This is a genomic window from Mesorhizobium sp. J8 (genome assembly GCF_016591715.1).
Lineage (GTDB): Bacteria > Pseudomonadota > Alphaproteobacteria > Rhizobiales > Rhizobiaceae > Mesorhizobium.
In genome coordinates, this window is record NZ_AP024109.1 from 5,560,747 (window position 1) to 5,577,142 (window position 16,396).

A 16,396-nucleotide genomic window follows, 5' to 3' on the forward strand; every position below is an offset into this window, starting at 1 on the left:
GGCTCGCCTATCTCGTCTGGAAGCGCGCGACCGACAGGAATTTCACCGCGTTGCCGGTGAAGCGGTTTGCATCCGGCACCTGACCATCCGTCTGGAAGCCGGCCGTGTATACCTCGCTCGGGGGCGTGTGCACGATGTTGTAGGCGTAGCGCGGCGCTGTCGTCGGGTCGGAAACCGAGGCAATGTTGACGCCGCTGCCCAGCGCCCAGCGCGCGGCCTGCGGCGGCGGCGCCACCACCATGGCCTTGGGCCCGGGCTTCAGATCATGGGCGGACGCCCTGCCTTCCTTGGCCGTCGTCTTCACGCCGCCGCCGATCGCCTTCGCGGGATCGGTCCCGGCCGGAAGCGCCGCGATGGCCTGGCGCGGCGAGGCCGCATCGACACCCGACGGATCGTTGAAGGCGGAGCGCGGCTCCGGTTCGGTCAACGACGCCAGCTGATATTCGGCGCCGCCGCCATCGGCCCCGACGGTCGCATTGGCCTGTTCGAGGACGGCTTTGACCTCATCCTGCTTGCCCGGCTGCGGCCGTGCGGTCGGCAGCACGGAGAACGCGTCGGTCGCGCTCTTGTCCTGCGAAGCCGTTTCGGCCAGCGCCAGAAGCACGTTCTTGTCCTTCGGCGCGAGTTCCGCCGGCGTCGAGCGGTCGGGACGCCAGGTCGGCAGCGGGATGTTGTTGACCGCCACCTGCGCCGGATCCGTGCTCGCGGCCTGGGCGGCGCTGGCTGCGCCGAGCGGAACCTTGGCCGGCGCGGGCGCCTGCGCCGTTGAAACCGCCTGCTCTGTCGTCGCCGAGGCATCCGCCATGGCGAACGGCACGTTCTGCGGCGTCTGCTGGCCGACATCGACCTTCGGACGCGGCGCGAAGTCGGGCAGCGGAACTTCCTTAGGCGGCAGCGCGGCGATGATCGTCTCGGGCGTATCTCGCTCCGGTTGCTGCGAATCGTCGGCGCTGTCATCCGCGACCTGCGGGATGTTGGCGCGCTTGGCATCCTTCGGCGAAACGATCGCGATGCCCGGAAGATTGTTGGTGCGGGCCGTGGCGGCGCTCGCGACCTGAACCTGCTTCACAGTCTTCTGCTGCGGCGCCGGGCCGCTGTCATCGGCCTCGTCGTCAGCCTCGTCGGCGCCGCCGCCGCGGAACCAGGCGAACAGGCCGCCGGACCGCTTGGTCGAGCCACCTGCGCTGGCCAGTTCGATATTGGGCGTGCCGGCGCCCTTACGCGCCTGATAAGCGGCCAGCGCCTGCTCGTAGCCAGGCAGCGGCTTGCCGTCGCTTGGCACATGCAGCGTCTTGCCGTTCGGGAACAGGCTGACCAGCTCCTGACGGCTGATGCCCGGCCAGTGGCGCACATTGCCGACATCCATATGCACGAAGGGCGAGCCGGAGGTCGGATAATAGCCGACGCCGCCGCCTTGCATCTTGAGGCCGATGTTGCGCAGCTTCTTCAGCGGCACGCCGGGAATGTAGAAGTCCATCGCCTTGCCCAGCATATGCTGGCTCTTCTCGGCGACGCCGCGGCTGCGCGAGCGGAGCATCGCGTTGGTCGACGGCGAACGATAGCCGCAGACGACCTGGATATAATCGGTCGCGCCGCTTTCGCGATAGGCTTCCCAGACGAGGTCGAGCAGCCGCGGATCCATCTTGGTCGGCTCGTTGCGGCGCCAGTCGCGCAGGATGATGTTGATCTTGCGCAGGCCTTCCGGATCGTAACGCCCGTTGCGCTTGTAGACGATCTCGGCCTTCTCGTGCGTGTGCAGGTGATAGAGCTTGAGCGTCCGCACTTCCGCCCTGGCGCCCGACGTCGCCGCGGACAGGAACCCGACAGCCAAAATCACAAACGTCAGCCACCTCGGCCAGACGCTCACGTGAAAATGCCGCCCGTTTTTGTGTCGTTCGATTTTGTTCAAATCAAATGGCTTTCAGGCTGCCGTTTGTCCCCGGATTTGACCAAACGGATGCGTGGTTTTCACATCCGAATATCGATCCTAATGGTTAATCATCGTTTATTGAAGCCGAAATGCGGTAACACCGTGGCGATATCCCGTCAAAAATGATGCACAGCATTTCGTGGTAAACCACTGGTTTAGATCAAGAATCCGGCCTCGGCCAGAACACGATCTGTTACCGTTAGCGTTAATGCGTGATCCATGGCAGCGCCAACCGCTGAAAACACTGGGTTTTCACGTCAAAAGCGACAATTTGACTCGGATTTTAGGCAGGCAAGCTGGTTCGAGGCTTGCCCCTCACGAGGCAAGCCGGTCGACGCGACCAGCTTCGGGATCAATGCCATATTCCTTCAACTTTCGGTAGAGCGTCGAGCGCCCGATGCCCAACCGGCGCGCGACTTCGCTCATCTGGCCGTTGTAATGGTCGATCGCGAGCTTGATCATCTCGAGTTCGACGTCGGCCAGCGCCCGCACATTGCCGCGCTCGTCGAGCGCCCGAAGCGTTCCGAAGCGCAGCTGCGGCCTGGCCGGCGCTTCGCCGTCGGACACGCCAGCCCCGGCCACATCGGCAACAGTCACATCCGGACGGCTCGCGTCCTCGGCCGTTTCGACGACGGCGGATGCCGGTTCCGCTCCGAGATCGACGGTGCCTTCCACCTGCGCCCGGATCTGCGGGAACTCCTCCTCGGTCAGCACATCGCCCTCGGCAAGCACCGACGCGCGGAAGACCGCATTCTCCAGCTGGCGGATGTTGCCAGGCCAGTCATAGGCCTGCAGCATCGCAAGCGCCGTGGCCGATATGCCGGCAAGGCGGCGGCGTGGATCGGCCGGCGCGACCTTTTCCATGAAATGGCGGACAAGGTAGGGAATGTCGTCGCGGCGGTCGCGCAGCGGCGGCACGAAGATCGGGTAGACGTTCAGCCGGTAGAACAGGTCCTCGCGGAACTTGCCGTCCTTGACCTGCTGCAGGAGGTTACGATGCGTGGCCGAGATCAGCCTTATATCGACCTTGACGGTCGAGCGGCCGCCGACCGGATCGACCTCGCCTTCCTGCACGGCGCGCAGCAGCTTGACCTGGACGTCGAGAGGCAGGTCGCCGATCTCGTCGAGGAAAAGCGTGCCGGAATTTGCCTCGACGAATTTGCCGGTGTGCTTCTCCGTTGCGCCCGTGAAGGAGCCCTTCTCGTGGCCGAACAGGATCGATTCGACGAGATTGTCGGGGATGGCACCGCAATTGACGGTGACGAAGGGCTTCGAGCGGCGGTCGCCGCTGCCCTGGATGGCGCGCGCCACCAGTTCCTTGCCGACGCCGGACTCGCCTTCGATCAGGATTGGGATGTTGGAGGCCGCCGCTTTCTGGCCGAGACGTATCACCCGGTCCATCGCCGGGCTGCGCGTGATCATGTCCTTGAAGGTGAGATGGCCGCCGCCGCGCCGCCGCGAGGCGCGCTTAATCTCGTCCTCGACGGCTTCCACCTTGAGCGCGTTGGAAATCGCGGTCTGGAGGCGGTCGGGCGACGCCGGCTTGACGACGAAATCGAAGGCGCCGTGCCGCATCGCCGAGACGACAGTCTCGATGCCGCCCTGCGCCGTCTGGACGATGACGGGAACGTTGATGGCGCGCTCACGCATCGCCTTCAGCACGCCGATGCCGTCGAGGCCGGGCATGACGAGGTCGAGAATGACGACGGACACCTCGCGCGCGTTCGGCCCATCGAGCACGTCGAGGCCGGCCTCGCCGCCATCCGTGACGATCGCGGTATGGCCGAACTTGGTCAACGCGGCCTCGACCAGCCTGCGTTGCACCGGATCGTCATCGACTATGAGTATGGAACCTGTCATGACTGTTTGAGTTGTCCGCCCGAGAAATCCCCATGGATCATCTTGGCACAGGGTTCTAAATAAGGTTTCAAAAAACCCGGTGAACGAATTCCTTAGGATTTGACCGGCTTCTCCTTTCCCTTGTTTCTGGAAGGTATCGTTGATGCGCATGATGTTTGGTCGGCGGCTTGCGGCGCCAGCGTCCGGCCAGGGTGCTGCGGGGCTTGGCGACCTGCCGGAATGGAATCTTGCCGATCTCTATTCCGGAATGGAAGCGCCCGAGTTGAAGCGCGACATCGCCAAGGCGGCCAGCGACGCCGTCGCCTTCGAGACCCGCTGGAAAGGCACGCTGGCCGCGGAAGCCGGGCGCGGCGGCGCCGGCCGCCTGGGCGAGGCGCTGCAAGCCTATGAGGCGCTCGAGGAACTGATCGGCCGCATCGTCTCCTATGCCGGCCTGGTCTATGCCGGCAATACCGCCGATCCGCAGCGCGCCAAGCTCTATGGCGACGTCCAGGAAAAGATGACGGACGCGAGCGCGCATCTTCTGTTCTTCGCGCTCGAGCTCAACCTGATCGACGACGCGGCGATCGAGAGCGCTTTGGCCGCGGACAAGACCTTCGGCCACTACCGGCCCTGGGTGCTCGACCTCAGGAAGGACAAGCCCTACCAGCTCGAAGATCGTGTCGAGCAGCTGTTCCACGAAAAGTCGGTTACAGGGCGCGGCGCCTGGAACCGCCTGTTCGACGAGACGATGACCGACCTGCGCTTCGACGTCGACGGCGAGGAACTGACGCTGGAGCCGGCGCTCAACCGGTTGCAGGATGCCAATGGCGAGGTTCGCCGCCGTGCTTCCGAGGCGCTCGCCGCCACCTTCCGCAAAAATCTGCGCACCTTCACCCTCATCACCAACACTTTGGCCAAGGACAAGGAAATCTCCGACCGCTGGCGCGGCTTCCAGGATATCGCCGACTCGCGCCACCTCGCCAACCGTGTCGAGCGCGAAGTGGTCGACGCGCTGGCCGCGGCCGTGCGCGAGGCTTATCCGCGGCTGTCGCACCGCTATTACGCGATGAAGGCGCGCTGGCTCGGCATGGAGGTGATGAACCACTGGGATCGCAACGCGCCGCTGCCGGAGACGCCGCAGGCGGTGATCAGCTGGGACGACGCCAGGGACACGGTGCTATCCGCCTACCAGCGTTTCTCGCCGGACATGGCCGAAATCGCCCGCGGCTTTTTCGATCGCAGATGGATCGACGCGCCGGTCAGGCCGGGCAAGTCGCCCGGCGCCTTCGCCCATCCGACGGTGCCGTCGGTGCATCCTTACGTGCTGCTCAACTACATGGGCAAGCCGCGCGATGTGATGACGCTGGCGCATGAGCTCGGCCATGGCGTACACCAGGTGCTGGCCGCCGGCCAGGGCGCGCTGATGGCCTCGACGCCGCTGACGCTGGCCGAAACGGCCTCCGTCTTCGGCGAGATGCTGACCTTCCGCTCGCTGCTCGAGCAGACCGGCGACAAACGCGAGCGCAAGGCCATGCTTGCCCAGAAGGTCGAGGACATGATCAACACCGTCGTGCGCCAGATCGCCTTCTACGAATTCGAGCGCAAGGTGCATGCCGAGCGCAAGAACGGCGAACTGACCTCGGACAGGCTGGGCGAGTTCTGGCTGGAGGTACAGGCCGAGAGTCTGGGACCGGCAATCAAGCTGCGCGAGGGCTATGAGGTGTTCTGGACCTACATTCCGCATTTCATCCACTCGCCTTTCTACGTCTACGCCTACGCCTTCGGCGATTGCCTGGTGAACTCGCTCTACGCCGTCTACCAGAACGCCGAGCGCGGCTTTCAGGAGAAGTATTTCGAGATGCTGCGCGCCGGCGGCACGAAGCATCACTCCGAGCTTCTGGCTCCCTTTGGCCTGGACGCCACCGATCCCGCTTTCTGGCAGATCGGCCTTGGCGTGATCGGTTCGCTGATCGACGAGTTGGAGGCGCTCGACAATTGAACAGCAACAAAAAGTGCATCGGCAGCTATAGTTTAGCCGATACGCACATTAGCAAGACTTTATTCTTGCCCTAAATAGGTGTTCTTGAATAATTCTCCGGCGCATTTTTCAACTGGCTTTCGACAGGCCATATGATAGCGTCCGGCCTCAAGCTCAGCCGGACGCTTCGCCCAGGCCAGAGATGGCCGGTCGCGACGCCACGGCGAATGCGATGATGGCCGTCGGCTCAGGACAAGGCCGAACGTCGACGGCTCGATTGAAGCCGGCGGTTCCGCCAACCACGGAACCTTTGACGATCCTTGGCGTGCGCTCGCCTTTCCGGGCCTCCGCCGACGATCGGACTGGAGAGGGAAATGAGCACTTTCTTCTACATGCTCCTGGCGTTCGTTGTGGGTATCCTGGTTGGCTGGTTCATCTGGGGCCGCCTGCGCGGCGAGCTCGACAGCCTGCGCGGCGATCTCGACCGCACGCGCGGCGAACGCGACAGGCTGCGCGCCGACAGCGATCGGCTGAAAGGCGAGCTCGATGCCTGCGGCCGCGCCCGCGCCGATCTCGAAAGCCGGCTGCGCGACGCACCCTCCGCCAAGGCCGGCGCCGACAAGGCTGCAACGCCGGCGCCGGCGACGCTGATGTCGACCCCCGCGACATCGGCAAAGCCCACTCCCGCGAAGGCGGCCGCCGCGAAGAAGCCGCCGGCAACGAAGACCGCGGCGGCGCCGAAGCCGGCCGCCAAGGCTGCTGCGCCCAAGAAAGCGGCGGCCCCCGCGGCAAAGAAAGCTGCCGCGCCGACGACAGGCAAGGCCGACAATCTGCGCCGCCTCATCGGCATCGGGCCGGTCAACGAAAGGCTGCTCAAGGGCCTGGGCGTCACCACCTATGCCCAGATCGCAGCCTGGACCGACGCCGACGTCAAGCGCGTCGAGGAGGTGCTCAATTTCGACGGCCGCATCGCGCGCGAGAAATGGATCGACCAGGCGAAACTGCTGGCCGCCGGCGACGAGGCCGAGTTCGCCCGCCAATTCCCGACCGCGGGAACAGCAAGCAACAGCTGAACAATCCGCTTGTTGGCGCAAAGGCGGCGCCCGCACGGGCGCCGCCTTTGTTTTGGGCCAGCCGCCTTTGCGCCGCCCGACGCCGCTCCCTCGATTGCGCCACGCTGAGCCCCCATATAGAGCGGTCGACTTGGAGCAGTTCCAGGAAAAGTGTGTAGCGGTTTTCCGTTGGAAATTGCGCCAAACAAAGAGATTCTCGGCGTCCAAGGCTCATGTCCCTGCCCGCAGCCATATTCCGCAACGACGAGCGCGCGCGTCAGCTGGTGTTCGACCGGCCGCACGAGATCATTCTCGCGCGTACCGCGGAGGAGTTCGCGCCTGCGCTCGAAAGGGCCCAGGCCGCCGCCGACGCCGGCAAATGGCTGGCGGGCTATTTCTCCTACGAAGCCGGCTACCTGTTCGAGCCGAAGCTGGTGCCGCTCCTGCCCGAAGGCCGCCGCGCGCCGCTGATCTGTCTCGGCGTCTTCGATGCGCCTGTCGACCAGGCGGTGCCGCAAAGTGCAGTACCCGCCAGCAACGGCCCGATCTTCGACGCCAGGGCAACATGGTCCGCCGAGAACTATGCCGGCCGCTTCGCGCGCCTTCACAACCACATCCGCAAGGGCGATTGCTACCAGGGCAACCTCACCTTCCCGGTCCAGGCGCAGTGGTCCGGCGACCCGCTCGCCGCCTTCGACGCGCTGACGGAGCGACAGCCGGTCAAATATGGCGCGCTGGTTTCGCTCGGCGATCCGGTCGTCCTGTCGCGCTCGCCCGAATTGTTCTTCGAGATCGATGCCGAGGGCATGATCGAAACGCACCCGATGAAGGGCACCGCGCCACGCGGCACGACCAGGGCCGAAGACGCGCGACTGAAGGCCTTCCTGCGCAACGACGAGAAGAATCAGGCCGAGAACCGGATGATCGTCGATCTCTTGCGCAACGACATCTCGCTGATCAGCGAGGTCGGCACGCTGGACGTGCCGGAACTGTTCCGCATCGAGACCTATCCGACCGTGCACCAGATGGTGAGCCGGGTGCGGGCGAAGCTGTTGCCTGGCATCGGCATCCGCCAGATCTTCGCCGCGCTCTTTCCTTGCGGCTCGATCACCGGCGCGCCGAAAATCCGTGCCATGGAAATCCTGCATGAGCTGGAAGACGCGCCGCGAGACATCTATTGCGGCGCCATCGGCTGGATCGCGCCCGGCGGCAGGATGCGTTTTTCGGTGGCGATCCGCACCATCTCGCTCTTCGCCGACGGCGAGGCGGTCTACAATGTCGGCGGCGGCGTCGTCTTCGATTCCACCGCCGAGGAGGAGTATCGGGAGTGTCTGTTGAAAGCGCGCTTCGCGACGGGAACAGTGCCGGCTTCGAGCTGATCGAGACCATGCGCTGGGAGCCTGGTTCCGGCTTCCTGCGCTTCGAGCGCCACCTGGCGAGGCTTTATGCGTCCGCCGCCGAGCTCGGCTTCACCTGCGATCCCGGACGGATCGGCGAGGTGCTTTCCAACACTGTCGGCGGACACGGCTTTGCCTTGCGCGTGCGCCTTGCCTTGCAGCGCAACGGCGAAGCGACGGCCGCCGCTCAAGCCTATGAACCGCTGCCTGCCGACAAGGTCTGGCGGCTGCAGCTGGCGCGCATCCGTCTCGATTCCGCCAATACGCTTCTGCGCCACAAGACAAGCCTGCGCCAGGTCTACACGCAGGCGCGCGCCGAATATCTCGCGACCCGCGCCGATGAGGTGCTTTTGGCCAACGAGCGCGGCGAGCTCTGCGAGGGCACGATCACCAATCTCTTCGCCGATTTCGGCGACGGTCCGCTCGCCACGCCCCGCCTCGACTGCGGCCTTTTGCCTGGAATATTGCGCGGCGAGCTTCTGGACGAAGGCCGCGCCGTGGAAGCGATCTACAGCTTCGACGATCTGAAAGCGGCGAAGGCGATCTTCGTCGGAAACTCGCTGCGCGGGCTGATTCCGGCGCGGCTTGGCTGACCACGCTGGAGACATAGACTGGATAGCACCCAAACAGGCATGACCATTCGCCAGCCGACGCACACGCCCTATGACGGGTCCTCCAAACTCTTCACCATCGGGCTGAAGCCGCTCGACTTCAACCGCTGGATCGAGGTCGATGAGTTCCTTTTGCCGCATCTGGCCGAAAAGCAACGGCTTTACGCGGAAATCCCGGAAAAGGTTTTTGTCGAGGAAGACGGCACAAGCGACGCTCAGCGCGAAGTGCTGGACCTGCTCGTCGCGCATCTTGAAGCCGCGCATCCCGGCACGCACCGCCGCGGCGATGCCGAGCCGATCGGTTTCGAGGGAACGATCGACAGGCTGCCCCCTGCCCTGCGCCAGGCGCCGCTGGCAAAGGCTTCGCTGCTCGTCCAGGAAGACCTGATCCTGATGCGTCGCGACGAGCGCGGCTGGCGGCTCGCCGCCGGCTCGCTCTGCTTCCCTTCGTCCTGGTCGTTGCAGGAAAAATTCGGCAAGCCGCTGCAGGAGATCCACCAGCCGGTGCCTGGATTCGGACCCGGCACGCGGCCGGCCGAGCTCATCAACCGCATGTTCGACGGCCTGCAGGGCCAGGCGGTCGAGCGCTTCAACTGGTCGATCCAGGCGGGCGATGCGCTCTATCATCCGCTTTCCAACGTCGAGCGCATCGACCGCGCCACGAACCGCCCGAGCCGCTTCCCCGACGGCGACGTCAAAGCCCATGCCTTCATCCGCGTCGAACGCCAGACGTTGCGCAAGCTGCCCGCTTCGCGCGACATCCTCTTCACCATCCGCATCCATCTCGATCCGCTCAAGCTGCTCATGCGCCATCCGGACCGGGCAGCGCTGGCCGCCTCCTTCGCGGAGCAGCTCCTCGCCCTCGACCAGCAGCAACTCGACTACAAGGGCCTGACCGCCGACCGCGACCGGCTGGTCGAATTCCTCGGCGGCATGGCCAACACGCCTTAACCAAGGCGCCAGGCTGGCTAGCCGGCGATTGGCGCTTTTCGCTGGTTTATGACAATGATCTGTGGTGTAGCGCTTGGCCGTCGGGCGAAAGGCGCCCGGTTTTGCGCGTGTTTGAAGGAGTGTGCGAAAAAATGGCGAATGAAAACTGGCCCGTTTACGGTGAAATCACCGGTCCTGTCGTGATGATCGGCTTCGGCTCGATCGGGCGGGGAACGCTGCCGCTGATCGAGCGCCATTTCAAGTTCGACAAATCGCGCATGGTGGTCATCGACCCGCGCGATACCGATCGCAAGCTGCTCGACGAGCGCGGCATCACCTTCATGCAGGATGCGGTGACCGAGAAGAATTACAAGAAGCTGCTCACGCCGCTCCTGACCAATGGCGGCGGCCAGGGCTTTTGCGTCAACCTGTCGGTCGACACCGGCTCGGTGGACCTGATGAGACTGTGCCGCAAGCTCGGCGTGCTTTACATCGACACGGTCGTCGAGCCGTGGCTCGGCTTCTATTTCAACGCCGAGGCCGACAATGCCAGCCGCACCAACTACGCGCTGCGCGAGGCGCTGATCAAGGAAAAGCACGACAAGCCGGGCGGCCCGACGGCTGTCTCCACCTGCGGCGCCAACCCCGGCATGGTCTCGTGGTTCGTCAAGAAGGCGCTGGTCAACCTCGCCACCGATCTCGGGCTCGAGTTTTCCGAGCCCGCCCAAGAAGACCGCGAAGCCTGGGCCAGGTTGATGAAAAAGGCCGGCGTCAAGGGTATCCATATCGCCGAGCGCGACACCCAGCGCACGAAGAAGCCGAAGCCGATGGACGTGTTCTGGAACACCTGGTCGGTCGAAGGCTTCATCTCGGAAGGGCTGCAGCCGGCCGAGCTCGGCTGGGGCACGCATGAAAACTGGATGCCGAAGAACGGCAAGAAACACAAGCACGGCTCCAAGGCGGCAATCTATCTGGAGCAGCCCGGCGCCAACACGCGCGTGCGCAGCTGGTGCCCGACGCCGGGCGCGCAATACGGCCTCCTGGTGACGCACAACGAGTCGATCTCGATCGCCGACTTCTTCACCGTGCGCTCGAAGAAGGGCAAGGTCCAGTACCGCCCGACCTGCCACTACGCCTATCACCCCTGCAACGACGCCATGCTGTCGCTCGACGAGATGTTCGGCGCCGCCGGCAAGCCACAGCCGGTCCACCATGTGCTCGACGAGAACGAGCTGGTCGACGGCGTCGACGAACTCGGCGTGCTGCTCTACGGTCACGACAAGAACGCCTACTGGTACGGCTCGCAGCTGTCGCTGGCCGAGGCGCGCAAGCTCGCCCCCTACCAGAACGCGACCGGCCTGCAGGTGACCTCGGCGGTGCTCGCCGGCATGGTCTGGGCGCTGGAGAACCCGACCGCCGGCATCGTCGAGGCCGACGAGATGGACTACCGGCGCTGCCTCGAAGTGCAGTCGCCCTATCTCGGGCCGGTCAGGGGCTACTACACCGACTGGACGCCGCTGGATAACCGGCCGGGCCTCTTCCCCGAGGACCTGGACAAGGACGATCCGTGGCAGTTCCGCAACATTCTGGTGCGATAGCAGTCTGTCTGACCGGCCTCACCGCCTTGCAATCGCCCGGAAATCGGGCGATTGAAGGATGCGGACTGAGGAGAGGATTTTCGAAAATGACCATTGCGCGCAAACTGCTTTCGGCAGGCGCCGCGGCAAGCCTGCTGGCTGCGGCCGCCTGCACCACCACCGGACCGTCGGAGCCACTGCCCGCCGCCGCACCCAAAGGCGTCGAGGGCAACTGGATCGACGCCAAGGGTACCGGCCTTTCGACCTTCGCGGGTGGCAAGTTCACCACCGTCGCCACCGACACCGGCCAGAAGCTTTCGGAAGGCAGCTACACCATGACCGGGGCGACCTCGGTCGAGATCCACGGCACCTCGCTGATCCGCCAGACGCCGGTCAGCTTCAACTGCCTGATGGTCTCCACCAGCCAGCTCAACTGCACCAGCGCCAGCGGCCAGAACTTCGTGCTGACGCGCCGGGCCTGAGGCAGGCGAATGCCTCGCTAACAGGGGGACGGCGGCGCGAGCCGCCGTCCTTTTTATGCCGGCAAACATCTCCCTGATTTCTACTTGCATCGGCTGGAACCCGATGTGAACATGATCCGAGGCTGACTGTTATTTTCCAGTCAAGCGAGGGCGTTAAGCACGTCCCAGTCAGCTCATCGGGGAGACGAAAATGAAGAAGATTGCCGCGATCCTAGCCCTGTCTGCCTCGGCGCTCGGCCTGTCAGCAGGCATGTCTTTTGCCGACTACACGCTGAACATCCTGCATTTCAACGATTGGCACAGCCGCATCGAAGGCAACAACAAATACGAATCGACCTGTTCGGCCGACGAGGAGACCAAAGGCGAATGCATCGGCGGCGCCGGACGGCTGATCACGGCAATCGCCGAGGAGCGCAAGAAGCTCGAAGGCCAGAATGTGCTGCTGCTCAATGCCGGTGACAGCTTCCAGGGATCGCTGTTCTACACCACCTACAAGGGTGCGGTGGAAGAGGAATTCCTCAATCAGATCAAGCCTGACGCGGTGACGCTCGGCAATCATGAGTTCGACGACGGCGAGACCGCGCTGGTGCCTTTTCTCGACAAGGCGAAGTTCCCGGTCGTCAGCGCCAATGTCGTGCCCAACGACAAGTCCGGCGCCAAGGATAAGATCAAGCCTTCGATCGTCGTCGAGGTCGGCGGTCAGAAGATCGGCATCGTCGGCGCCGTCACCAACGACACGCCGGAACTCGCCTCGCCCGGTCCGAACATCGCCATCACGGACGACGTCAAGGCGATCACCGCCGAGGTCGAGAAGTTGAAGGCGCAGGGCATCAACAAGATCATCGCGGTCACTCACATCGGCTACCGGCGCGAGCGCGACGTCATCGCCAAGATCCCGGGCATCGACGTGGTGGTCGGCGGCCACAGCCACACGCTCCTGTCGAACACCGACCCGAAGGCCGAGGGACCGTACCCGACGATGGTCGACAACCCGGACGGCTACAAGGTGCCCGTCGTGCAGGCGGCGTCCTATTCGAAATATCTCGGTGAGTTCAAGGTCGTGTTCGACGACAACGGCAACGTCAAGGAAGCCAGCGGCGCCCCGATCTATCTCGACAAGTCGATCGCGCCCGATCCCGCTGTCCTTGCCCGCATCAAGGAACTCGGCGCGCCGATCGAGGCGCTGAAGAACAAGGAGGTGGCCGAGACCACCAAGGCGATCGACGGCAGCCGCGAGAATTGCCGCGCGCGCGAATGCGAAATGGGCAACCTCGTCTCCGACGCCATCCTCGATCGCACCAAGGGCCAGGGCGTCGAGATCGCCATCTCGAACGGCGGCGGCCTGCGCGCCTCGATCGACCAGGGTACAGTGACCATGGGCGAGGTGCTGACTGTGCTGCCGTTCCAGAACACGCTGGCCACCTTCAAGATTTCGGGCAAGGACCTTGTCGCGGGCCTCGAAAGCGGTCTCAGCCAGGTTGAGGACGGCGCCGGCCGCTTCCCGCAGGTGGCGGGCCTCAAATATTCCTTCGACAAGTCGGTCGCGCCCAATGCCGGCCGCGTCAAATCGGTCGAAGTGATGGAGAACGGCGCCTGGACGCCGATCAAACCCGACAAGCAGTATCTGGTGGCCACCAACAACTATGTCCGCCAGGGCGGCGACGGCTACAAGGTGTTCGCCGAGAAGGCCACGGACGCCTATGACTACGGCCCAGGCCTCGAGCAGGTGGTGGCCGATTATCTTGGCGCGCATCGGCCCTACACGCCGAAGCTCGACGGCCGCATCACCGAGATCGCGGCAACGACGGCGGCGGCCGAGCCGGCCAAACCCGCCGAACCGGCAAAGCCTGCCGAAACCGTTCCCGCCGCCACCCAGGCGCCTGCGGCCGAGGCCGCAAAGCCGGCCGAGGCTGCGCCGGCAAGCGGCGAACCGGCGATGCCGGCTTTGCCTTCCGGTTCCAGCGACATTGCCGGCACGCCGCCGGCCGTTTCGGCTGAGAGCACCCCGGCCGCGCCCACCGAGACCGCGAAGCCGGCTGCGGAGCCGGCAAAGCCTGCCGAGGCTGCCCCCGCAACCCCTGCTCCCGCCGCCGAACCGGGCAAGGCCGCCGAAGCGAAGCCGACCGAGGCCAGCCACACCGTCGCCGCCGGCGATACCTATTGGGACCTCGCCAAGAAAGCCTATGGCGACGCCACCAAGTGGAAGCTCATCTCCGAAGCCAACAGGGACTTCAAGCCGCGCCGCCTGCCGCTCGGCGCGACGCTGACCATTCCGCCCGCCGCGAAGTAAGCGGCCACCGGAATTCACGGCACCCGCCCGGAAACGGGCGGGTGTTCCTTTTCCTGGCCCAAACACGATAAGGTGCGGCCAGACGCGGCATTGAAAACCGGCAGGGCATCGCTAGTTTCGCGGCGCTACCGGAGACCGTTGATGACGCTTGCCAGCCCCACCGATGTCAAGACCGCGAGGACCGCTGGGCTGCTGCCTGCCGGCCACCCTGCGGTGAAACACGGCAAGGTCGGCGTCATGCTGATCAACCTCGGCACACCCGATGGAATCGAATTTGCGCCGATGTGGCGCTATCTCAGGGAATTCCTCTCCGACCCGCGCGTCATCGAGCTCAACAAGGCGATCTGGTATCCGATCCTTTACGGCCTGGTCCTGACCACCCGGCCGAAAAAGTCCGGCGCCAACTATGCCAGGATCTGGAACAGGGAAAAGAACGAGTCGCCACTGCGCACGTTCACCCGCGCTCAAAGCGAGAAGCTGGCCGCCGCGCTCGCCGACCTGCCCGACGTGGTGGTCGACTGGGCCATGCGCTACGGCAATCCTTCGACGGCAAGCGTCGCGCAAAAACTCGTCGACCAGGGCTGCGACCGCATTTTGTCATTCCCGCTCTATCCGCAATATTCAGCCACAACGACGGCAACCGCCAACGACCAGTTATTCCGCGCGCTGATGAAGATCAGAAACGCGCCGGCGATCCGGAGCGTGCCGCCCTACTACGACGAGCCGATCTATATCGACGCGCTCGCTCACTCGATCGAGCGGCACCTTGGGACGTTGGACTTCAAGCCGGAGGTGGTTGTCGCGTCCTATCACGGCATCCCGAAGCCTTATTTCGAGAAGGGCGACCCCTACCATTGCCATTGCCTCAAGACGACGCGGCTGCTGCGGGAAAGGCTCGGCTGGGACGAGAAGAAGCTCATCACCACCTTCCAGTCGCGTTTTGGCGCGCAGGAATGGCTGCAACCCTATACCGACGTCACGGTCGAGAAACTGGCCAAGGACGGCGTGAAATCCATCGCCGTCGTCAATCCGGGCTTTTCCGTCGACTGCATCGAGACGCTGGACGAGATCGGCCGCGAGGCGGCCGAAACCTTCCATCACGCCGGCGGCAAGAACTTCGCCCATATTCCCTGTCTCAACGACAGCGCCGAGGGCATGGCGGTCATCGAAGCGCTGGTCCGGCGCGAGCTTTCGGGCTGGGTGTGACCGGCTTCACCGACAGGCTTTGAAGCTGCTGCGCAAAAGCCTTCGCTAACCAATGTTCCTGATCACCCGATTGTAACATTGCGGAAACATACTTAAGTGATTCCGTGAGGTCGCCGCCTTTTGAGGGAGAAACGAAATGGGCTTCAGCGGTTTCGATATTGCCATCATTGTTCTTGTTTTCCTGGTCATCATTCTGCTTTTCAAGGGCATCAGGACGGTGCCGCAAGGTTATAATTACACGGTGGAGCGGTTCGGCCGTTACACCAAGACGCTGACTCCCGGCCTCAACATCATCAACCCGATCTTCGAGCGCGTCGGCGCCAAGATGAACATGATGGAGCAGGTGCTCGACGTCCCGACGCAGGAGATCATCACCCGCGACAACGCCATCGTCGGGGTCGACGGCGTCGCCTTCTACCAGGTGCTGAACGCCGCCCAGGCCGCTTACCAGGTCGCCGGACTGCAGAACGCCATCCTCAACCTCACCATGACCAATATCCGAACCGTCATGGGTTCGATGGACCTCGACGAATTGCTCTCCAACCGCGACGCCATCAACGAGCGGCTGCTGCGCGTCGTCGACGAGGCGGCGCACCCGTGGGGCATCAAGATCACCCGCGTCGAGATCAAGGACATCAACCCGCCGGCCAATCTGGTGGAATCGATGGGCCGCCAGATGATGGCCGAGCGCGACAAGCGCGCCCAGATCCTCGCCGCCGAAGGTCTCAAGCAATCGCAGATCCTCGAAGCCGAGGGCCGCCGTGAAGCCGCCTTCCGCGACGCCGAGGCGCGCGAGCGCTCGGCCGAGGCGGAAGCCAAGGCGACGCAGGTCGTGTCGGAAGCCATCGCCAAGGGCGACGTGCAGGCGATCAACTACTTCGTCGCCCAGAAATACACCGAGGCCTTGGCGAAGATCGGCTCGTCGAGCAACAACAAGATCGTGCTGATGCCGTTCGAGGCCTCGTCGCTGATCGGCTCGCTCGGCGGCATCGGCGAGATCGCCCGCGAGGTCTTCAAGGGCGACGGGCCTTCCGGCCCGCAGCGGCAGGGCTCGCGCCCGCCGGTCGTGCGGCCGACAGACAACTGATGTGATCCCTTAGG

Annotated in this window: 12 protein-coding genes; 10 read left to right on the forward strand and 2 right to left on the reverse strand. The window is 64.3% G+C overall.

What is annotated here, in order from left to right; all coding sequences use genetic code 11:
• Window positions 1–7 precede the first annotated feature (7 nt).
• Together MJ8_RS26705 and MJ8_RS26710 are read right to left on the reverse strand one after the other, a co-directional pair.
• Window positions 8–1,867 carry a DUF882 domain-containing protein gene (locus MJ8_RS26705; protein ID WP_201411608.1) on the reverse strand — a complete coding sequence of 620 codons (1,860 nt, stop codon included), beginning with the start codon at window positions 1,865–1,867 and terminating at the stop codon, window positions 8–10.
• A 378-nt stretch (window positions 1,868–2,245) separates the two neighbouring features.
• Window positions 2,246–3,790, reverse strand: a complete 1,545-nt coding sequence (locus MJ8_RS26710) for a sigma-54-dependent transcriptional regulator (protein ID WP_201411609.1) — start codon at window positions 3,788–3,790, stop codon at window positions 2,246–2,248.
• Window positions 3,791–3,932: 142 nt separating this feature from the next.
• Here MJ8_RS26710 and MJ8_RS26715 point away from each other — a divergent pair, with 142 nt between their 5' ends.
• The 10 genes from MJ8_RS26715 to MJ8_RS26760 all read left to right on the forward strand — a co-directional run bounded on the left by MJ8_RS26715 (window position 3,933) and on the right by MJ8_RS26760 (window position 16,382).
• Entirely contained in the window at window positions 3,933–5,771 is a 1,839-nt protein-coding gene (locus MJ8_RS26715) for a M3 family oligoendopeptidase (RefSeq protein WP_201411610.1), read from the forward strand.
• Between the two features lie 353 nt (window positions 5,772–6,124).
• Window positions 6,125–6,823, forward strand: coding sequence for a proton-conducting membrane transporter (locus MJ8_RS26720; RefSeq protein ID WP_201411611.1), 699 nt, complete (start codon window positions 6,125–6,127; stop codon window positions 6,821–6,823).
• 212 nt (window positions 6,824–7,035) lie between these two features.
• Entirely contained in the window at window positions 7,036–8,181 is a 1,146-nt protein-coding gene (locus MJ8_RS26725) for an aminodeoxychorismate synthase component I (RefSeq protein WP_201411612.1), read from the forward strand.
• Complete coding sequence (locus MJ8_RS26730; protein ID WP_201411613.1) at window positions 8,130–8,792, forward strand: aminotransferase class IV family protein; 663 nt, start codon at window positions 8,130–8,132, stop codon at window positions 8,790–8,792. Before MJ8_RS26725 ends, MJ8_RS26730 begins: the two co-directional genes overlap by 52 nt.
• 39 nt (window positions 8,793–8,831) lie before the next feature.
• On the forward strand, window positions 8,832–9,761 hold the full coding sequence (locus MJ8_RS26735) for a heme-dependent oxidative N-demethylase family protein (protein ID WP_201411614.1): 930 nt from the start codon (window positions 8,832–8,834) through the stop codon (window positions 9,759–9,761).
• A gap of 131 nt (window positions 9,762–9,892) precedes the next feature.
• Window positions 9,893–11,338 carry a homospermidine synthase gene (locus tag MJ8_RS26740; RefSeq protein ID WP_201411615.1) on the forward strand — a complete coding sequence of 482 codons (1,446 nt, stop codon included), beginning with the start codon at window positions 9,893–9,895 and terminating at the stop codon, window positions 11,336–11,338.
• An 86-nt stretch (window positions 11,339–11,424) separates the two neighbouring features.
• The gene (locus tag MJ8_RS26745) at window positions 11,425–11,799 is read left to right on the forward strand and encodes a hypothetical protein (protein ID WP_201411616.1); all 375 of its coding nucleotides are present in this window, start codon (window positions 11,425–11,427) and stop codon (window positions 11,797–11,799) included.
• Between the two features lie 190 nt (window positions 11,800–11,989).
• Window positions 11,990–14,089 carry a bifunctional metallophosphatase/5'-nucleotidase gene (locus MJ8_RS26750; protein WP_201411617.1) on the forward strand — a complete coding sequence of 700 codons (2,100 nt, stop codon included), beginning with the start codon at window positions 11,990–11,992 and terminating at the stop codon, window positions 14,087–14,089.
• 141 nt (window positions 14,090–14,230) lie between these two features.
• A complete protein-coding gene (gene hemH / locus MJ8_RS26755; protein WP_201411618.1) occupies window positions 14,231–15,295 on the forward strand; it encodes a ferrochelatase in 1,065 nt (354 codons plus the stop codon).
• Between the two features lie 136 nt (window positions 15,296–15,431).
• A complete protein-coding gene (locus MJ8_RS26760) occupies window positions 15,432–16,382 on the forward strand; it encodes an SPFH domain-containing protein (RefSeq protein ID WP_201411619.1) in 951 nt (316 codons plus the stop codon).
• Window positions 16,383–16,396 lie beyond the last annotated feature (14 nt).